Here is a 20,789-nt window from a genome sequence, read left to right as displayed (position 1 = left end):
ACGAGGAAAGGATGATCATCCATGGCACCAACGGTGGTTCTGGTCGGCGCACTGGACACCAAGGCGGACGAGTACGCGTTCGTGCGGGATCGGCTCAACGCCGCGGGCGTCGACACCGTCGTCGTCGACACGGGCGTGCTCGGTTCCGCCGGCTTCGAGCCGGACATCTCGCGCGAGCAGGTGGCTGCGGCTGGCGGCGGCGATCTCGCGGCTCTGGTCGCCGCCGGAGACCGCGGCGCTGCGATGGCGATCATGGCGACCGGCGCGACGAGCATCGTCGCCGAGCTGCAGGGGTCGGGGCGCATTGACGGCGCCCTCGCGCTCGGCGGCACAGGTGGCACCTCGCTGGCCGCGACGGCGTTCCGCGGCCTCCCTGTCGGATTTCCCAAGCTCATCGTCTCGACCGCAGCATCCGGCAACACGGAGATGTACGTGGCCGAGACGGACCTCATCCTGATGCCCAGCATCGTCGACATCGCCGGGCTGAACCGCATCTCGTTGCGCATCCTGCGCAATGCCGCTGCCGCGATGGCCGGAATGGTCGGCGCACCGCCCGTCGACGAGAGCGCCGGCAAGCCGATGGTGGCGGCCAGCATGTTCGGGGTGACAACGCCGTGCGTCACCCGCGCGAGGGAGCGCCTGGAGTCGCTGGGCTACGAGGTGCTCGTCTTCCACATGACAGGAGCCGGCGGACGTGCAATGGAATCCCTGTGCGACCAGGGATTCTTCGCAGGGGTTCTCGACGTGACGACCACCGAGCTCGCCGATCACCTGGTCGGCGGCGTCTTCGACGCCGGCCCGAACCGGTTGACGGCCGCAGGACGAACCGGAACGCCGCAGGTGATCTCGGTCGGCGCACTCGACATGGTCAACTTCGGCCCGATGGACACCGTGCCGGAGCGATTCCGGCACAGGAACCTCTACGAGCACAACTCGAGCGTCACGCTGATGCGCACCACACCCGACGAGTGCGCCGAGCTCGGTGCCGAGGTCGCAGCGAAGGCCAAAGCGGCGACCGGGCCGACCACGGTGTTCCTTCCGCTGGGCGGCATCTCCGCGATCGCGGTCGATGGCGGGCCCTTCTACGACGCCGAGGCCGACCGGAGACTCTTCGACGCCATCCGCTCCGGCCTCGCCGACTCGCCGGTCTCCCTCGTCGAGGTCGACACCGACGTCAACGACCCCGCGTTCGCCGACACCGTCGTCGACGCACTGCACGCCGCAATCACCACCCGCTGATCGTCCGCGATCCCGACCATCCAGGAAACAAGAGATGCCGTTCATCCCCCGAGCCGACCTGCTCGAACGTTTCGCCCGCAAGATCGCCGATCGCCGTCCCATCGTCGGGGCAGGCGCAGGCACGGGTCTCTCCGCGAAATGCGAGGAAGAGGGAGGCGCCGACCTCATCATCATCTACAACTCGGGCCGGTTCAGGATGGCCGGGCGCGGGTCGCTCTCCGGGCTGCTCGCCTACGGCAATGCCAACGAGCTGGTGGTGGAGATGGGCCGCGAGGTGCTCCCGGTTCCGAAGCACACCCCGGTGCTCGCCGGCGTGAACGGCACGGACCCATTCCTCAACCCCGACCACTTTCTGAAGCAGTTGCGCGAACTCGGATTCTCGGGCATCCAGAACTTCCCCACCGTCGGGCTCATCGACGGCGTGTTCCGCGCCAACCTCGAAGAGACCGGCATGAGCTACCGGCTCGAGGTGGAGGTCGTGCAGCGTGCGCACGACCTCGATCTGCTCACCACCCCCTACGTGTTCTCGGTCGAGGATGCCGAGTCGATGACCAGGGCAGGCGCCGACATCGTCGTGTGCCACATGGGCCTCACCACCGGCGGCAGCATCGGAGCGGAGACCTCGCGCACCCTCGACGACTGCGTCGTCGCAGCAAGCGAGTGGGCGGCGGCCGCGAAGGCCATTCGCGACGATGTCATCGTGCTCGTGCACGGTGGCCCGGTGGCCGAGCCGGCGGATGCCCAGTATGTGCTGCAGCACGCGACGGGCCTGCACGGCTTCTACGGGGCATCCTCCATGGAGCGGCTCCCCACCGAGCGCGCACTGACCGCCGCAGTGCGGGAGTTCACCCAGGTGAGCTTCGCCTAGCCCGAAGTCGTCGCCACCGCCTCCAAGCATCGTCGCCACCACTACTCGAAGTCATCGCCACTTCGTGCGGAATCGCCCACCGAATAACCACACCAAGTGGCGACGACTTCGGGGTCGCGCGGGCGTGGGCGTGGTGGCGGGTGAGGCCGAGGTCAGACCGCGCCGAGGGTGGAGCCGCGGGTGACGAGCATCGGCTGCACGAACTCGACGCCCGGGTGCGGGGCTCCGCCGATGGCGTCGAGCAGCAGCTCCGCTGCGCGACGGCCGATCTCGCCTAGGCGGTTGTTCACGGTGGTGAGCGGCGGGCGGGTGCCCTCCACCACGACATCCCAGTCGTCGAATCCCGTGACGGCGATCTCGTCGGGGATGCCCACCCCGCGTTCGCGCAGCCGCTCGGCGACCCCGCGCGCGATCTGGTCGCTGCCGCACGTGATGGCATCCGGTGAGGTGCCGTCGGTGTGGTCGAGCAGGATGTCCACCGCGGCCCTCCCCCACGCCTCGGTCCACGCACCGTAGAGCGGTTCGTGCACGAGGGGTCGCCCGCCGGCCTCTGCCGCCGACGCCATGGCATCCGCTCGCACGCTGGCGCTGAAGTGGTCCCGCGGGCCGGTGACGTGGGCGATCCGAGTGCGGCCGAGGCTCGCGAGGTGCTCGTAGACGAGCAGGGCCCCTGCCGCGTCATCCGGCATGACCGAGATGCTGCCGGCATCCGACGCCGGAGCGTGCGCGTAGACCACGGGGAGGTCGACGTCGATCGGCAGTCGCGCATCGGTGCGCGGCCCTGTCACGATCAGCCCGTCGACGTGCTGGTCCACCAGGCGCTGCACGTAGTACTGCTCCCGCAGCGGGTCGTCACGGGTGTCGCACAGGAGCACGAGTATCTGGCCGAGGCTGAGCGCGTTCTCGGCGCCGAGCAGGATGGGCAGGCTGAACCGGCCGACGGAGTCGCCGGTGAGCAGAGCCACGGTCACCGTGTCGTCCGAGCCGGATCGGGGCGGGCGGGCGGTGAAGCCGAGGCTGTCTGCGGCATCCAGTACCCGCTGCCTGGTGCTCTCGCGCAGCTGGCCCGTGCCGTTCAGCGCCTTGGATGCCGTCGCCTGCGACACCCCGGCCGCCGCGGCGACATCGGCGACCCGCACAGAGGATGTCATGGCCAGTGTGGTCTTCGCCATGACCTCTCCTCCGTCGATGTGCGCGAGCTCCCGCCGCCGCGATTCCGCCACGATACCAAGGCGAAGCCCCTTGACCCGATGGAACCGGACACGTACCGTTGTACCCGATTCGGAATCATTCCGGAACATTTCCTCTACATTCCGGCGCGTCGCACGTTGCACCGCGTCATCCGCTCCCCACCGACGAGGATCGATCGTGACCGATACCACCACCATCTCCGCCCCCGACACGACGCACGTCGTCGACGGCCCGGCGCATCCGCTCGCCGACACCACACTGCGGCCTCTTCCGCTCTCCGCCGTACGTCTCGGCGAGGGCTTCTGGCTCGACCGCCAGCGCGTCAACCGCGACGTCTCCATCCCGGACGGCCTTCGCCAGCTGCACGACGCCGACAACCTGCGCAACTTCGAGATCGCCATCGGCCGCGTCGAGGGCGAGGCGGTCGGCCCGATCTTCGCCGATTCGGATGTCTACAAGTGGCTCGAGGCCGCCGCGTGGGAGTACGCGCGCGAGCACGACGAGCAGCTGCTGGCCGACCAGCTCGAGATCACCGCCCTCGTCGCCGAGGCGCAGGAGGATGACGGCTACCTCAACACCGTCGTGAAGCTTCGCGAGGGTCAGCGCTACCGCGATCCTTCCCGCAACCACGAGCACTACTGCGCCGGCCACCTCATCCAGGCGGGTGTCGCCCAGAAGCGCGCCACCGGACGGGACGACCTGCTGAAGGTCGCGATCGGCGTCGCCGACCACCTCGTGCGGGACTTCGGGCCCGGCTCGACGGGTGATGTCGACGGACATCCTGTCATCGAGACCGCGCTCGTCGAGCTCTACCGCGAGACCGGCGAGAAGAAGTACCTCGACCTCGCCGACTGGTTCATCACCGCCCGCGGCCACCGCACCCTGGAGAAGTACGACCACAACGCGACGTACCTCTCGGACCGCGTTCCGGTGCGCGAGGCGACCACCGTCGAGGGCCACGCCGTTCGCGCCGTCTACCTCACCACCGGTGTCACCGACGTCGCCATCGAGACCAAGGATGACGAGCTGCTGGCAGTGCTCGGCCGTCAATACGACCACATGGCCGTCACCAAGCAGTACCTCACGGGCGGCCTCGGATCCCGCTGGGAGGGCGAGGCGTTCGGTGATCCGTTCGAGCTGCCGTCCGACCGCGCGTACGCCGAGACGTGCGCAGCGATCGGCGCCGTGCAGTGGGCGTGGCGCATGCTGCTGGCCACCGGCCGGGCATCCTATGCCGACCAGATCGAGTTGCTGCTCTTCAACGGGTTCCTCGCCGGGGTCTCGCTCCGCGGCGGCGACTACTTCTACGTCAACCCACTGCAGGTTCGGCACGGGGCTCACGCCGACGACGAGCGCAACCCGGCAGGCGGCCGCCTGCGCTGGTTCGGCTGCGCCTGCTGCCCGCCGAACATCATGCGCACGCTCTCGACCCTCGGAGGCTATGTCGCGACGGATGACGACCACGGCGTCCAGCTGCACCAGTACGTGTCAGGCACCTACCGCGCCCAGACGGGGTCCGGCGAGGTCGAGCTCTCGGTGGAGACCGGCTATCCGTTCGACGGCGGCGTACACGTCACGATCGTGTCCGCCCCGCAGGCGCCCGTCACGCTGAGCCTGCGCGTTCCCGCCTGGGCCGAGGGTGCGACACTGGACGGCGCCTCGGTGCCGGCAGGCGAGTACGCCGAGGTCACCCGCCAGTTCTCCGCAGGTGACACGGTCGATCTGGCCCTGCCGCTCGCCCTGCGCGTGACCCGCCCGCACCCCCGCGTGGATGCCGTGCGCGACAGCATCGCGGTCGAGCGCGGCCCGCTGGTGTACGCGTTCGAGGCGGTGGACCAGCCGGACGGCGTCGTGCTCGACGACGTCACGGTCGACGGCGAGTCGGTCGCGGAGGGTAAGGCTCCGGCGCTTGTTCCCGGCCTGGTGGGCGTCACGGTGACCGGCAACGAGGGCGAGCAGCTCACGGGCATCCCGTATTTCGCATGGGCGAACCGCGAGGTGAGCGACATGCGGGTGTGGCTGCGCGAGCGCTAGGCCGCGACCGAACCGCAGCACTCCGCGAGGGGCGCACGCCGAGGCGTGCGCCCCTCGTCGTGGGTTGAGGAGCACCGCGGAGCGGCGCGTCTCGAAACCTGCCCACGATGACGGCGGGTTTCGAGACGCGCGCGGCTACGCCGCGAGCTCCTCAACCTGCGGAACGACGCGCGGGAGAGGCGTCAGAACTCGAAGCCCTCGGGGAACGGGTCGGTCGGGTCGAGCAGGTACTGGCCGATTCCGGTGATCCAGGCGCGGCCCGTGATGGTCGGGATGACCGCCCGGATGCCCTCGACCGAGGTCTCCTCGATCAGCCTGCCGGTGAACGTCGAGCCGATGAACGACTCGTTGACGAAGTCGTCGCCCAGCGACAGCTCGCCGCGCGCCCACAGCTCCGCCATCCGCGCGGACGTTCCCGTTCCGCACGGCGACCGGTCGAACCAACCCGGGTGGATCGCCATCGCGTGGCGCGAGTACGTGGCGTCCGATCCGGGCGCGATGAACTCGACGTGATGGCAGTGGTCGATGCCGTCGATCAGCGGATGCGACGGCGGATCCTGCTCGTTGATGGCCGCCATGATGCGGAGTCCCGCGTCCATGATCTGCTGTGCGGCCGAACGGTCGAAGGGCAGACCGATGTCATCCAGACGCACCATCGCGTAGAAGTTGCCGCCGAATGCCAGGCTGTACGGCACGTCTCCGAGCCCCGGCACGGTCACCGCCTGGTCCAACCGCTCGCAATACGACGGCACGTTCTCGATGGTCACCGAGCTGGCGTGGCCGTCCTCGACCGCCACGTTCGCCACCACCAGGCCCGCGGGGGTGTCGAGACGGATGCGCGTGACGGGCTCCGTCACCTCCACCATGCCCGTCTCGACCAGCACCGTCGCGACACCGATCGTTCCGTGACCGCACATGGGCAGGCATCCGGAGACCTCGATGTAGAGAACCCCGAAGTCGGCGTCCGGTCGCGTCGGCGGCTGCAGGATCGCCCCGCTCATGGCGCTGTGGCCGCGCGGCTCGTTCACCAGGAGCTTGCGGATGTGGTCGAAGTGCTCGATGAAGTACAGCCGCCGCTCGTTCATCGTGGAGCCGGGGATGACGCCCACTCCGCCCGTCACAACGCGGGTGGGCATCCCCTCGGTGTGGGAGTCGACCGCCGTGAAGAGCTTGCTCGACCGCATGTCAGACCGACACCGTCTCGCGTGAGCCGAGGTAGTCGATGGCGCGTTGCATGTCGGCGCGCACCTGCAGCTCCTGCTCGGGAGTGAGCGGTCCGCGCGGAGGACGGCACGGACCGCCGTAGCGACCGACCATGTCCATGCCCAGCTTGATCGCCTGCACGAACTCGGTGCGCGAGTCCCAGCGGAAGATCGCGACCAGGTGGCGGTAGAGCTCACGGGCTTCGTCGATGCGTCCGGCCTTCACGAGGTCGACGATCTCGACGGACTCGCGCGGGAACGCGTTGGGGAAGCCGGCGAACCAACCGACAGCGCCGTCGAGCAGCAGCTCGAAGAGCACGTCATCCGCTCCGGCGATCACCTCGATGTCGCACAGCTCGGCGATCTCGAAGGCCCGCCGAACGTCGCCGGAGAACTCTTTGACCGCGACGATGTTGTCGATCTGGGCGAGCTCGGCGACCAGCGAGGGCACCAGGTCGACCTTGGTGTCGATCGGGTTGTTGTAGACCATGACGGGCAGGCCGACCTCGGCGATGTGCGTGTAGTGCTCGATGACCTGGGACGGCGTCGCACGGTACATCGTCGGCGGGAGTGCCAGCACGGCGTGCGCACCGTCCTCGGCGGCACGCTGCGCCCATTCCTTGGCGAGGTGCCATCCTGGGGCGTGGACGCCCGCGATCACGATGCCGCGATCGCCCACTGCCTCGACCGCCACCTTGACGGCCGTTCGACGCTCGTCGTCGGTGAGCGACGAGTACTCGCCGAGCGATCCGTTCGGGCCGACCCCGTGACATCCCTCGGTCAGGAGCCAGTCGCAGTGCTCCGCATACTTGTCGAAGTCGACGGCAAGGCCGGCAGGGGCTGCCTGGTCCGCCTTGTACGGGAGCGCGGTCGCGACGACGACACCCCCGAGTGAAATACCGTTCGCCATCTGGTTCACCTTTCCTGTTGCTCGTGCTGAATCGTGTCGGCGGGTTCGGATGAGCCTGCCTGGTCGTCTGCGCAGCGGTCGAGTGCGGCGAGGTCGCCGATCCGCTGCGGGGTCACGATGGGACGCCTGTCCGTCGAGACCGTGTCGCGCAGCTCTCCGCCGGGCGCGAGCCGTGCGAGCAGCTGTTCGGCGTTGCGTCCGCAGATCCTGCCCTGACACGGGCCGAGCGAAACGCGCGTGGTCAGCTTCAGGGAACGCAGGCCTGCGGATGGCGTCGACTCGGCGACCGAGCGAAGCTGCCCATAGGTCACCTCTTCGCACCGGCAGATGACGGTGTCATCCGTGAGCTCGTCGCCCCATTCCTGCGGGATGCCATGCGCTGCGTCGAGACGTCGTGCGAAGTCGGTGAAAACGGCACGAGACCGACGCGCGCGCCGCAGCTCGGGGGTCTGGCCACCAGCAGCGTTCACAGCACCGTCAGCAGCGATCGCGGCAGCAGCCCCCGCAACGGTGCCCTCCGCCCAGGCGAGGTCCACACCGCCGATCCCGGTGATCTCGCCGGCAGCGAAGACGCCCGGGACCGAGGTCTGCTGGTCATCGCGGACGGCGACGAACCGGTCATCCGTCAGCTCGCAGCCCGCTGCGATGGCGAGCTCGAGCCGCGGCGTGAAGCCGTGGCTGACGCAGACCGCGTCCGCCTCGATGCGCCGCTCGGTTCCCGGGATGGGATGCCACTCCGGCGACAGCCGCGCCACGGTGACCGCATCCACGCGGTCAGTGCCGTGGGCGCTGACGATGCCCATGCCGAGTCGATACGGGATGCGCGAGCCTGCGAACGTGGCGGCGTATCCGGTCAGCTCGCCGAACTTGCCGGCGGTGCGCGTCAATCGCCATGGTGCGGGCCGCAGCCAGCCGCGCGCGGCGGCCCGCGTACTCGATGCCTCGAAGACGCCGACCACTCCGCCGCCCGCGCTCACGATCGAGCTCGCTACCGGCAACAGGAACGGACCGGCTCCCGCGACGACCACGCGGTCGCCCACCCGAACGCGTTCGGACTTCGCCAGCGCCTGCGCCGCTCCGCCCGTGAAGACGCCTGGCAGTTCCCACCCGGGAAACGGCAGTGTGCGGTCGTGGGCACCGGTGGCGAGGACCAGGGCATCGGGCGTCAGCCGCCTCATGGTCTGGCCGACGCCGTCAGCGGGCCCGATGGCGAGGTTGATGGCGAGGCCGCTCTGCGCGCCCGTGGGCGCGGGCTCGGTCCGGCCTTCGCCTTCGCCGACTGGCTCGATCGACCACACCTGAGCACTGGTGAGCACCTCGCACCCATCGTCGCTCTCCACACGGTCGCGAGCCGAGACGAACCGAGACCAGCCGTGGTGCAGCCGTGCCTCGTCGACCGCCTGGCGACTCCTCGGCAGTGACCGCCAGTACTGTCCACCGAGGTCGCGAGCCGAATCGATCAGGATGACCGATGCCCCGCCATCCAGCGCCGCGAGCGCCGCCGCAAGGCCGGCCGGCCCACCACCGATGATCGCCACCGACCTCATCGCGGCTCCTCCTCGACCTGCCCCGCCTGGTCAGCTGGTGCGCCCTGCGTCGTGACCACATCGCCGTCCTGGGCCTCGCGCTGGCAGAGCCGCACGTCGGGAACACCGTTCACTGTCGCGATGCAGTCGAAGCACACGCCGATTCCGCAGAAGACGCCGCGGGGCCTGCCTCCGCGTGCCGTCGAGCGCCAGCTCGTGCGTCCGGCACCGAGCAGCACCCCGGCGATCGTCTGTCCCTGGACACCTTCCATCGCCGAGCCGTCGACGACGATCGAGACCGCGGCGGATGACCGAGGCCGAGTCACGTCGTCGCTCGGACGAACGCCCGCGCTGCTCATCCGACCTCCTCCAGGAACGGCGCGAGGGAGGGCCGCGCAACGCTGAACGGTGTCGGGTCGATCGAGGTCTGACGCCCAGCGAGCAGGTCGGCGATCAGCGCAGAGGTCGCGACGGAGAGACCGACGCCCGCGCCCTCGTGACCGGTGGCGTGCCATAGCCCTTCGCGTCGGGGGTCGGGCCCGATGACGGGGAGATGGTCGGGCATGTACGGTCGGAAGCCCGAGTAGGCGCGCATCACCGCGATCGCCGCGAGGAACGGGAACAGTCGCAGGGACTTCTGCGCGAGCTGCCCGAGAGCGCCGGCGCTGAAGTCGTCGCGGAATCCGACCCGCTCGCGCGACGACCCGATCAGGACGGTTCCCGATGGCGTGGACTCGACGACGCTCGAAGTCTGCAAGGCCCCGGAATCGGAGCCGACAGCCCCCACGTAGTCGCCGTCGTAAACCTTGTGGTGCACCGACTGCGGCATGGGCGAGGTCACCAGAACCACGCCTCGCCTGGGCCGCACCGGAAGGGGCGCGCCGAGACGGGCGCCGACCTCACCGCTCCAGGGGCCGCTCGCGTTCACCACCACGGGGGCACGGAAGTCGCCCTCCTCGGTACGCACGCCCTGGATGCGCCCCGACGCGTCGTCGATCGCTCCGAGAACCTCGGTCGCGGCGAACACCTCGGCGCCCGCACGGCGCGCGGAGGCCAGGAACGCCTCCGTCGCGATCACGGGCTGCACCTGCGCGTCATCCGGATACCACACAGCACCGCCGATGCCCGGGTTCAGCCTCGGCTCGAGCGAGAGCGCCTCCTCGACCGAGAGTGCTGAGCAGGTCACACCCTCGTCCCGCTGGGTAGCGGCGAAGGAGAGCAGCGGCTCCACCGCGCTCTGCTGGGTCGCGACGACGATGCCGCCCTTCGACTGGAACTCGATGCTCGGGAACTCCGAGCCCAGTTCGTGGTCGAGTTCCGCTACGACCTCGTCCCATCTAGAGCGCGCCGCTCGCGCGAGATCCAGCTCCGCGCCTGGCCCCTTGTCGGAGACGAGGATGTTCCCCTCGCCCCTGCCGGAGGTGCCGGATGCCGATGCCGCGCGTTCCAGCACCGCGACCCGCCATCCATCTCGAGCGAGGTCGCGCGCGATGGATGCCCCGATGATGCCGGCACCGATGACGACGACGTCATAGCTCACGTATCGCTCTCCACTCGCTCGTGGCTCAATACTATGTCACATGTCGCACGTCAGAGAGCGTGGACGGGGGCCGCCTCGGTTCGCCCGGCCCACCACCCGAGCACGTGACTGATGTGACGACGCATGAGCTGCTCCGCGCCCTCTCCGTCACCGGAGGAGAGCAGCTCGATCAGCTCGAGGTGTTCGAGAGCTGAGCTGCGCAGCTCCTCCGTTGCGAGCATGCCGGCCAAGCCGGGGAGTCTGGTCTGCGCACGAAGCTCGGCGACGAGGTCCGTCAGCCGGGTATTCCCGAGCCGCGAGATCAGATTCGTATGAAAGACGGTGTCCGCCGCGAGGTAGGCGGCGAGATCGCCGCGCTCGGCACCCGATGTGATGTCGTCGGCGAGATGTCTGAGCCCGGGGAGATCGTCCAGGGGCCCCTGTTCGGCCAGCGTGCGCATCGAGGGCGGTTCGAGGAGCAGTCGTACCCCGACGATCTCGTTCAGCGACTCGTCGCTGACGGGCAGCACGCGAAAGCCCTTGTTCCTGACGATCTCGACGAAGCCCCGCTTCTCGAGGTTGATCATCGCCTCGCGAACGGGTGTCGCCGACACGGCGAACCGCTCGGCGAGCACCGGTGCGCTGAACAGCTCGCCGGGTTCCATCTCGCCGGTGATGATGGCCGTGGCGAGGGCATCCTCGACGAACTCGCGAAGGCTCTGCCTAGGAGCGATCGGGCCTACGACCGGCCCTGTCACTGGTCCTCGTACCTGAGTCACGCTGTCCTCGCCGTCCATCCATGTACCCCAACGGGGGATGTGCAATGTTACATCGCAGCTCGGAGACGAAGGCTGCGACGCGGCAGCCGACGACGTCGGATCAGCCGACGAGGCGGCGCCCCTCGAAGGCGCGACCCAGCGTGACCTCGTCGGCGTATTCGAGATCGCCGCCGACGGGCAGCCCTGACGCCAGCCGCGTCACGCGCACCTCCATCGCCTGAAGCATGCGGCTGAGGTATGCGGCTGTGGCCTCGCCCTCGACGTTCGGGTTCGTGGCGATGATGATCTCGCGCACCGTGGCATCCGACAGCCTCGTCATCAGCTGGCGGATGCGCAGCTGGTCGGGGCCGACGCCCTGGATGGGGCTGATCGCCCCGCCGAGCACGTGGTAGAGGCCGCGGAACTCCCTGGTGCGCTCGATCGCGACCACGTCCTTCGCCTCCTCGACCACACAGATCAGGGTCTGATCGCGTCGCGGGTCACGGCAGATCGAGCAGGTCGCCTGCTCGGTCACGTTGCCGCAGATCTCGCAGAAGCGCACCTTGTCGCGCACGGTGGTGAGCACCTCGGCGAGGTGCGACGGGTCGTAGCTCTCGGTCTGCAGGATGTAGAACGCGATGCGCTGCGCAGACTTCGGCCCCACTCCCGGCAGCCGGCCGAGCTCGTCGATCAGGTCTTGGACGACGCCTTCATACATGTCGGACTACCTCTGCCAACCGGAACCGGAACCGGAAGCAGAGCCCGAGCCGGGCGCCACCTGTTGCTCCTCGATGAACTTCGCACCCAGCAGCTCGCGCACCACCGCCTCGCCATAGCGGGCGGGCTCGCGGAAGCCGACCGAGGTCTTGGGCTTGGCCTGCTGGTCCTCGGGCGCGGCCGTCGGGGTGGTGCGCACTGACGCAGCATCCGCATTGGATGTCGCAGGTGACGCTCCCCGTCCGGCCGGTGTGCTCGGCGCCGTCTGCTGCGGGGCGGGCGCCGCGGCAGAATCGGACGGCGCTGCAGAAGCAGCCCAGTCGGCGCCGGGGTCATCCGGATAGGGCGGGTCGTCCTCGTCTGGAGCGTCGGCATCCGTGGGCGGCGGCGGAACCGACGGGGCGGACTCCGTGCGGGGAGCCGGACGATCGGCGGGCGCCTCGGTCACCGATGTCGACGGTGCCGGCGCGGTCGCCGACGCGGTTGGTGCTGGTGATGGTGACGATGCGGCCGGCGCCTCAGGGCGATCGAGCACGGCAGTCGCGGTTGCGCCGGGGATCGCCACGGTCGCCCAGCTGGTGGTCGCCGCGCTCGCGCGAGGAGTACCGGCGGGCGCACCGGCCGGTCTGCCGCCGTCACCCGAGCGTGCACGAGTTGCACCCACCGGCGTCTCGGGCACAGTGGGACGGGTGGGCTCCGGTCGTCCTCCGCCGGTCTGGCCTCCGCCGGGCTGCCCTCCGCCGGCTGGCCCGGCACTCGCTGAGATTGCGCCCGATCCACCAGCGCTAGGCGCGCCGGGTCCACCAGCGCCGGGTCCACCGGCGCCAGGACCACCGACGTCGGGACGTCCGCCGGACGGGCCACCCGCGGCGCCGCCGGCCGGCTTCGCCATGAACTTCACCCGGATGCCGAGTAGCTCGACGATCGCGCCCCGCAAGACCTCGCTCGCGGCATCCTTCGCCCCCGGCTTGCCGCGGAAGCTCTGCACGTCGTTCTCGCTCGGGAACGACAGCGAAAGAACGTCGCCGTCGAGCGATCGCACCGTTCCGGTGTAGACGACTGCCCAGGCGCTGCGGCTCGCCTCGGAGACCGCCTCGAGGATCTCGGGCCACGCGTCGCGGATCTGCTGAGTCGTCACCGGGCCGATGGTCGGTGCGGGAGTGTCATCTGTCACGCCGGGAGTCGCCCAGGCCGCCGCGGCAGCAGATGCGACCTCGCCCGGTGTCGCGGCTCCCGAGGAGCCCGCACCGGCCGTGCCGGCGGAACCCGCCTTCTTCGATGCGGCCGCAGCAGCAAACGCGGCGGCTTCGGCCACGGCGGCGCTCGGAGCACCCTCGGACGCCTCGCTCGCCGTCGTGGCGGGCGTCGCTCCGGCCGTCGACTCGCCGCTTGCCGCCGGTCGTGCGTGCGGCTCTTCAGCCGCAGCGTTCTCGCGCGCCGACTCCGATGCCGCGACGCGCTCCGAAAGAGGCGAAGCAGCCGGGCTCGGCGCTTCTCGGAAGGCCGCGCTCTGCGCCTCCCGAGCGGCGGCGGCTCCGGAAGTCTGCGTTGCCGTCGCCGCGGGCGTCGCTGACGCACCCTCGACGCCGACACGGCGCTCGAGCCGCTCGACGCGGGCAAGCGCGCCGCGGTCGGTCGCGTCCGAGGCGGGAACCAGCATGCGCGCGATCATCAGCTCGAGGTGCAGCCTCGGCGAGGTGGCACCGGTCATCTCCGTGAGCGCCGCGTTCGCGATGTCGGCGCATCGAGACAGCTCGGCCGACCCGTATGCGGACGCCTGCACCGACATGCGGTCCAGCTCTTCCTGCGGGGTGCCGCGTAGCACTGCGGCTGCGGCATCCGGGGAGGTGGCGGCCACGATGATGAGGTCGCGCAGCCGCTCGAGCAGGTCTTCGACGAAGCGTCTGGGGTCTTGCCCGGTCTGGATGACCCGGTCGACGGCCGAGAACGCGGAGGCGGCATCCTGCGCACCGATCGCGTCGACGACCTCATCGAGAAGCGCGGCGTGGGTGTAGCCGAGCAGGGCGACCGCCCGCTCGTACTCGATCGAATCGCCCTCGGACCCGGCGATGAGCTGGTCGAGCAGCGACAGCGTGTCGCGCGGCGACCCGCCACCTGCTCGCACGACGAGCGGCAGCACGCCTGGCGCGACCGACATTCCCTCGCTCTCGCAGAGCTGCTGCACGTAGTCGAGCATCTGAGCGGGCGGCACGAGGCGGAACGGATAGTGGTGCGTGCGGGAGCGGATGGTGCCGATCACTTTGTCGGGCTCCGTGGTCGCGAAGATGAACTTCACGTGCTCCGGCGGCTCCTCCACGATCTTGAGCAGCGCGTTGAAGCCCTGCGGCGTGACCATGTGCGCCTCGTCGAGGATGAAGATCTTGTAGCGGTCACGCGCGGGCGCGAAAATGGCACGTTCCCGGATGTCACGCGCATCGTCGACGCCGTTGTGGCTGGCCGCATCGATCTCCACGACGTCGAGCGAGCCCTGCCCGCCGCGGCCGAGCTCGACGCAGCTCTCACACGTGCCGCACGGGGTGTCGGTCGGGCCTTCGATGCAATTCAGGCAGCGGGCAAGGATACGCGCACTCGTGGTCTTGCCGCACCCTCGAGGGCCGCTGAAGAGATAGGCGTGGTTCACCCGATTGGTGCGCAGGGCCGTCATCAAGGGCTCGGTCACCTGCGACTGGCCGATCATCTCGGCGAACGTCTCTGGCCGGTATCGGCGGTATAGGGCGGTGACCACGGCTCAATCGTAATAGGGGGGTACGACAAGGACGGAGGGGTTGGGGATGGGCGCGAGCACCCATCCCCAACCCTCACGCTCACTCCGTGCGGCGGCGGCGTATCACCATCAGCGCGATGCCGGCGGCGACGATGCCGAGGGCCGTCAGGATGCCGGACCCGAGCCACTGCAGTCCGCCCGTCGCGGCCAGCGCCTGCACCGTCGTCAGGTAGCTGAACGCGCCCGGAAGCGTGGACGTCCCGCAGTCGCCGGCACCGACGACGGTCACGTCGACAGTGCCCGATCCGGCCGGGGTCACCGCCGTGATCGTCGTGTCGTCGACGACGGTGTAGCTGGTCGCCGCGGTCGTACCGAACAGCACCTGCGTCGTGCCGGTGAAGCACCTACCGCTGATCGTGACGGTCGTGCCGCCGGTGGTTGGCCCGCTGCTCGGATCGACGCTCGTCACATCGGACACCGCGAAGTAGGTGAACTCCCCGGCGTTCGAAGCGGCGAAGGTGGAGACGTCTGCGACAGATGTGATCGCGGCGGCGGCTGCGAAGACCATCGGTGCGTCATCCGTCACCTGGGCGCTCGGCGATGCCTGCACATTCGGACCCTGCACGATCACGTCGACCGTCTGCGGAACGTGCGGCGGCGAGGTCACCGTGATCTGGGTGTCGCTGTCCACATGGAACGAGGTGCCCTGCAGGCCGTCGAACGTCGCGCCCGTCGCACCCGTGAAGTTCGCACCGGTGATGGTCACGACCGTGCCGCCGGTCTCAGGCCCGCGGATCGGAGTGAGGCCGAAGATGATCGGCGTGGTCGACGGCTGGTAGGTGAACCCGCCCGGGTCGGTGCCCGTGCCGCACTCCCGCGAACCGATGACCACCACGTCGACCGTGCCCGTGCCTGCCGGGGTCACCGCGATGATCTCGGTGTCGCTGACCACCGTGAACGAGGTGGCTGCGACACCGCCGAACTCGACTCCCGTCGCCCCGGTGAGGCACTGCCCCGTGATGGTGACCTGCGTTCCACCGTCCTCAGGACCCTCAGATGGGCTGACGCCCGTGATGGTCGTGACCGGCGTGTACGTGAACGTGCCAGGCGTGCTGTCGCCGAAGGGGCTGAGCACCACGACGTCGACGGCTCCCGGCGCGTGCGGCGGCGTGTTCACGGTGATCGACGTGTCGCCGTTCACCACGAAGCTGCCGCCCGCCGTGCCGTCGAATGTCACGCCGGTCGCGTTCGTGAATCCGCTGCCGGTGATCGTCACGCTCGTTCCCCCGGTCTCTGGACCACTCGAAGGACTGATCGACGCGATGGACGCGGGCGGCACGAAGGTGAACGTGCCGGTACCGGATGTCCCTCCGGGGCCGCTCACCGTGACATCCACCGCTCCAGCGGCGTGCGCCGGAGTGACCGCGGTGATCTGCGTGTCGCTGTCGACCGTGAACGAGGTCGCGGCCGTCGCGCCGAATGTCACGCCCGTTGCACCCGCGAACCCCGTGCCCGTGATCACCACCGAGGTGCCACCGACGGTCGGACCCTGCACGGGAGTAAGCGACTGGATGACGGGCGCGGGCACGTACTGGTACGCATCCGGTGACGTGCCTGTTCCACAGGTGCCCGCTCCGATGACGCTCACGTCGACCGTCCCCGTGCCTGCAGGTGCGACCGCGACGATCTCCGTATCGCTTGTCACCGTGAAGCTGGTCGCGGGCGTCGTGCCGAAGAGCACCTGGGTCGCACCGGTGAAGCACTGGCCGGAGATGGTGACAGAGGTTCCGCCCGCCTCAGGACCGCTCCCCGGGTTCACACCGTCGATCTGGGTGACCGGGTCGAAGGTGAACGTGCCGGGTGCGGTCGGTCCCTGCGGGCTGTCGATCGTGACCTGGGCCGCTCCCGGATCGTGCACCGGAGTCGTCACCGTGATCTGCGTGTCACTGTCGACCGTGAAGTTCGTGCCGGGAACCCCGTCGAACGTCACGTCGGTCGCTCCGGTGAAGCTGGTGCCGGTGATCGTCACGACCGTGCCGCCGGTCTGCGGACCGTGATCGGGGCTCAGCGAGGTGATCGCCGGCGCGTCCGGCGCGACATAGGTGAAAGCGTTCGGCAGGGATGCCGTGCCGCAGTCCGTCGTGTCGACCTCGACGCTCACCACCCCGGTTCCGGCAGGCGCCAACGCGGTGATCTGCGTGTCGCTGTTCACCGTGAAGCTGGTGGCCGGCGTGGCGCCGAACAGTACGGCCGACGCAGTCGCGAAGCACTGGCCGGTGATGGTGACGGATGTCCCGCCTGCCTCAGGTCCGGAGCTCGGCGAGACCCCCGTGACCGCCACCACCGGGTCGAAGGTGTAGGTCTGCGGGTCTGAATCGCGAAGCGGGTCGGTGACCACGACATCCACGGGGCCAGGGGCATGCACCGGGGTCACCACAGTGATCTCGGTGTCGCTCACCTGCACGAAGGACGTGCCGGGGATGCCGTCGAAGGTGACGCCCGTCGCACTGCCGAAGCCGGTGCCGTCGATCGTCACCGTCGTGCCGCCGGTCTGCGGACCGTGGTTCGGGGTCAGCGACGAGATGACCGGCGTCGGTACGTAGTCGTACGCGCCCGGATCGGTTCCCGTTCCGCACGTGCCCGCTCCGACGACCGTCACGTCCACCGTGCCCGTTCCGGCAGGCGCTACAGCTGTGATCTGCGTGTCGCTGTCGACTGTGAAGCTCGTGGCCGGAGCGGTGCCGAACAGCACGCCGGTAGCTCCCGTGAAGCACTGGCCGGTGATCGTCACCGTCGTGCCGCCGAGCTCGGGACCCTGGCCCGGGCTCACCCCGCTCACCTGCGTGACCGGAGTGTAGGTGTAGGTGACGGGAGTGGAGTTGCCGCCAACGCCTTGCACGACCACATCGACCGGGCCTGGAGTGTGCGCCGGGGTCGTGACCTGGATCTCGGTGTCACTCACCACGGTGAGGTTGGTGCCGTCGATGCCGTCGAATGTCACGCCGGATGCTCCGGTGAAGCCGGTTCCCGTGATGGTCACCACCGTGCCTCCGGTCTGAGGCCCGCTGGACGGGTCGATGCTCGTCACCGACGGCACCGGATCGAAGGTGAAGGTCTGCGGCGCGGAGTCACCCGCTGGCGTCGAGACGACCACGTCGACCGCTCCGGGCGCGTGCACCGGGGAGTCGACGATGAGCTCGGTGTCACTCACGATCTGCAGGTTCGTGCCGGCGACGCCGCCCAAGGTCACAGCCGTCGCTCCGGTGAAGCCGGAACCGTCGATGGTCACCGTCGTGCCACCGGTCTGCGGACCGTGGTTCGGGTTGAGGGAGGAGATCGCCGGCGCCGGCTCGTAGGTGAACGCGCCGGGGTCGGTGGCCGTACCGCAGGCGACGCTACCCACCACCGTCACGTCGACGACTCCGGTCCCCGCCGGGGCGACCGCCGTGATCTGGCCGTCGCTGTCGACCGTGAAGCCGGTGGCCGGCGTGCTGCCGAAGAGTACCTGCGTGGCACCGGTGAAGCAGTGGCCCGAGATGGTCACGGATGTTCCGCCGGCCTCCGGACCGATAGCGGGGTCGATGCCGTCGATCGTCGTCACGGGGGTGTAGGTGAAGTTCTCGGGCGCCGAGTCGGCGTTCGGAGTGTGGACGACGACATCCACCGGTCCCGGCGCGTGCGGCGGCGAGGTGACGATGATCTCGGTGTCGCTCACGACGTCGAGAGCCGTGCCGTCGACACCGTCGAAGGTCACGCTCGTCGCGCCCGTGAAGCCGGTGCCGTTGATGGTCACCGGGGTGCCGCCGGTCTCAGGGCCGGTCGTCGGGTCGATGCCGCTGATGACGGGCACCGGGTCGAAGGTGAACGTCGCCGGATCCGAATTGCCGGTCGGCGAGTCGACCACCACCTGCGCTGCCCCCGGGTCGTGCGCCGGAGTCGTCACGGTGATGTGGCTGTCATCGACAACGGTGAAGTCGGTGCCAGGGGTGCCGTCGAACGTCACGCCCGTGGCATCAGTGAAGCCGGTGCCCGTGATGGTGACCACGGTGCCGCCGGTCTGCGGGCCATGGTCGGGATCGAGGCTGGAGATACTCGCCGGGATGGCGGCGTTCGGCCCGACCTCGGCTTCACCCAAGTCGACGGTCGCGCCCGCGCCGCTGAGAAGGGATAGCCGCAGGGCGACCTCGCGGTACGAACCCGCCGCCGAGCCCGGCTCCTGCACATTGAGCGTTGCGCCGATCACGGTGCTGATCGCCTGCAGCACTGGATCGAGCGCGTCGGTGAGCGTCGTCACGTCGGTGGCGACAGCCCCGCCGACCGTGCTGAGCACGTTCGTGATGACGGGGCTGACGACTCCGCCGAGGGCCGTGCCGAGAGCTCCGGTGAGGGTGTCCAGCACGGGCGTGAGCAGTCCGAGAACGGCACCCGTGCCGGTGAGGCCGATCTGCGCGTTGCCGGATGCGAGGTCGCCGAGCGTGCCGTTGTAGCTCAGCTGCAGCTGTCCGCCGAGCGGCGGGTCGCAGCCGAGCACCGCCTCGCAGATGCCGCCGGAGATCGTGACGTTCACGTTGTCGAGCGCGGTCGTCAAGGCCGTGTTGATGTTGCTCTGCAGCTGATCGAGGATGTCGCCGAGATCAGTCACCACCTGGTTGATGACCGTTGCATTGATGAGCGGAGTGTTCGGGCTCTGGTTGCTCAATGAGCCGACGACCGCAGCGAGGTCGACCGTGATCGTGCCGTTCGCAAGGTCGAGCGTGACGCCGCCCTGCGAGAGCGAGCTCGAGAGCACCGGTGCGAGTGCACTCCGCAGGTCAGCGTTGATCGTGACGTCGACCGTGCTGTCGCCGCCGCTCAGAGCGCTCAGGACACCCCCGACGGTGCCGAGGATCGTGCTGTTGATCGTGTCGGAGAGTCCGTTGACGGTACCGCTCGCGGTGTCGAGAGTGCCGTTGATCGAGCTGACGAGCTGACCGACCAGCGGTGATGTGAAGTTCAGGCCGGCATTCGCCACGTTGTAATCACGGCAGTTCACCGGGCTGGAGAGATCGGCACAGGATGTCGCGGGTGGCGCTTGCGGCGCGTTCAGCGCCGCGACCCCGGTGACCGCTCCGACGTTCAGGTTCGCCGTCGAGAGCACCCCGGTCGCCTGAGCGCCGAGCAGCTGCGTGAGGTCCACGGTGGCATCGGCGGGGAAAGCACCGCTGCCGTCGAGGGAGACGGCCCCATCGTTGCCCACGGCACCTGAGGCGGAACGCGACACACCGGCATCCGATGCCTGCGCGTACTGGTTGACGGCGCCGAGCTGGATGAAATTGCCGAACGGCAGGTTCAGGCCGCCCGGCAGCTGAACATTGACGGCGTTGAGTGCCGTGAGATCGAGCGTGCTGGTGTCGGTGACCGGGGTCGGGTTGCCCGGGTTCGTCGCGTTGGCGCCGCCGAGACCTGCGACATCGCCGAGCGGGATGCCTGACAACAACGAACCAGACAGGAACGTGCCGCTCGCGGTGGAGCTGTCACCGGGCGACGCGACCGCGACGAGCGCGCCGCCTGACATGAGAGCGGCGACGCCGAGCACGGCGGTCCAGCGGAACGCGCGCTTGCGCCATTGGGGACGACGATGACGAGCTCTGTCGTTGCGCTGCCTCCTCGAGGTGGTGTCGGACTGTTCCGATTCGGAACCCTCATCAGAGCGCAGCACAGATAGCGGCATCGCAGAAAACCCCCCGAAACGAGCGACTCTCGCACCCCCCGTGCGATGGTGAGCCGCTCACGTTCTTCGATCCATGGCAAGGCTGCCGTGCGGCTCAGCCAGGGGTCAATACCCGACGACGGATATACCCCCGAATGGGGGTGATAGGGGGTGAGGATACCTCGCGTAATCAGGGGTTCTTAACCCCTCTTCGGCGCGAGAATGCGGAGTTTTGCCGCGACACGCGGGGCATCCGGGCACTCACCCCGCGTGTCACCCCGAATCTCCGAAATCCAGCAGCGCGCGGCAGGACGGGATGGCACTGGGATGCCGACGGCGCGGTGACCCGACTGTCTCTCCGTCCCCACGTCGGCAGGAGCGGTCGAACTTCACACTTCGTGCCGGGTCGGC

Annotated in this window: 13 protein-coding genes; 3 read left to right on the top strand and 10 right to left on the bottom strand. The window is 69.2% G+C overall.

What is annotated here, in order from left to right:
• Nucleotides 1-21 precede the first annotated feature (21 nt).
• Together ACYVDN_RS18160 and ACYVDN_RS18155 are read left to right on the top strand one after the other, a co-directional pair.
• A complete protein-coding gene (locus ACYVDN_RS18160) occupies nt 22-1,239 on the top strand; it encodes a Tm-1-like ATP-binding domain-containing protein (RefSeq protein WP_460574002.1) in 1,218 nt (405 codons plus the stop codon).
• Between the two features lie 34 nt (nt 1,240-1,273).
• Entirely contained in the window at nt 1,274-2,107 is an 834-nt protein-coding gene (locus ACYVDN_RS18155; protein ID WP_460574000.1) for a phosphoenolpyruvate hydrolase family protein, read from the top strand.
• Nucleotides 2,108-2,259: 152 nt separating this feature from the next.
• Here the strand turns inward: ACYVDN_RS18155 and ACYVDN_RS18150 are convergent, their stop codons facing one another.
• Nucleotides 2,260-3,279 carry a LacI family DNA-binding transcriptional regulator gene (locus tag ACYVDN_RS18150; RefSeq protein WP_460573998.1) on the bottom strand — a complete coding sequence of 340 codons (1,020 nt, stop codon included), beginning with the start codon at nt 3,277-3,279 and terminating at the stop codon, nt 2,260-2,262.
• A gap of 196 nt (nt 3,280-3,475) precedes the next feature.
• Here ACYVDN_RS18150 and ACYVDN_RS18145 point away from each other — a divergent pair, with 196 nt between their 5' ends.
• The gene (locus ACYVDN_RS18145; protein ID WP_460573996.1) at nt 3,476-5,332 is read left to right on the top strand and encodes a glycoside hydrolase family 127 protein; all 1,857 of its coding nucleotides are present in this window, start codon (nt 3,476-3,478) and stop codon (nt 5,330-5,332) included.
• A gap of 182 nt (nt 5,333-5,514) precedes the next feature.
• Here the strand turns inward: ACYVDN_RS18145 and ACYVDN_RS18140 are convergent, their stop codons facing one another.
• The 9 genes from ACYVDN_RS18140 to ACYVDN_RS18100 all read right to left on the bottom strand — a co-directional run bounded on the left by ACYVDN_RS18140 (nt 5,515) and on the right by ACYVDN_RS18100 (nt 20,387).
• Entirely contained in the window at nt 5,515-6,516 is a 1,002-nt protein-coding gene (locus ACYVDN_RS18140) for a proline racemase family protein (protein WP_460573994.1), read from the bottom strand.
• Nucleotide 6,517: 1 nt separating this feature from the next.
• Entirely contained in the window at nt 6,518-7,444 is a 927-nt protein-coding gene (locus ACYVDN_RS18135) for a dihydrodipicolinate synthase family protein (protein ID WP_460573993.1), read from the bottom strand.
• Nucleotides 7,445-7,449: 5 nt separating this feature from the next.
• The gene (locus tag ACYVDN_RS18130) at nt 7,450-8,991 is read right to left on the bottom strand and encodes an FAD-dependent oxidoreductase (protein ID WP_460573991.1); all 1,542 of its coding nucleotides are present in this window, start codon (nt 8,989-8,991) and stop codon (nt 7,450-7,452) included.
• Nucleotides 8,988-9,329, bottom strand: a complete 342-nt coding sequence (locus ACYVDN_RS18125; protein WP_460573989.1) for a (2Fe-2S)-binding protein — start codon at nt 9,327-9,329, stop codon at nt 8,988-8,990. Before ACYVDN_RS18125 ends, ACYVDN_RS18130 begins: the two co-directional genes overlap by 4 nt.
• Entirely contained in the window at nt 9,326-10,510 is a 1,185-nt protein-coding gene (locus ACYVDN_RS18120; RefSeq protein WP_460573987.1) for an NAD(P)/FAD-dependent oxidoreductase, read from the bottom strand. Before ACYVDN_RS18120 ends, ACYVDN_RS18125 begins: the two co-directional genes overlap by 4 nt.
• 50 nt (nt 10,511-10,560) lie before the next feature.
• Nucleotides 10,561-11,247, bottom strand: coding sequence for a GntR family transcriptional regulator (locus tag ACYVDN_RS18115; protein ID WP_460573985.1), 687 nt, complete (start codon nt 11,245-11,247; stop codon nt 10,561-10,563).
• 121 nt (nt 11,248-11,368) lie between these two features.
• Nucleotides 11,369-11,965: a recombination mediator RecR gene (recR, locus tag ACYVDN_RS18110; protein WP_460573983.1), complete on the bottom strand. Its 597-nt coding sequence runs from the start codon at nt 11,963-11,965 to the stop codon at nt 11,369-11,371.
• Between the two features lie 6 nt (nt 11,966-11,971).
• Nucleotides 11,972-14,710, bottom strand: coding sequence for a DNA polymerase III subunit gamma and tau (locus ACYVDN_RS18105; RefSeq protein ID WP_460573981.1), 2,739 nt, complete (start codon nt 14,708-14,710; stop codon nt 11,972-11,974).
• A gap of 79 nt (nt 14,711-14,789) precedes the next feature.
• On the bottom strand, nt 14,790-20,387 hold the full coding sequence (locus ACYVDN_RS18100) for an IPT/TIG domain-containing protein (RefSeq protein ID WP_460573979.1): 5,598 nt from the start codon (nt 20,385-20,387) through the stop codon (nt 14,790-14,792).
• Between the last annotated feature and the right edge of the window lie 402 nt (nt 20,388-20,789).

Source organism: Humibacter soli (assembly GCF_054779035.1).
Note: the sequence above shows the minus strand (reverse complement) of the source record. Positions and strands in the feature narration are given on the sequence as shown.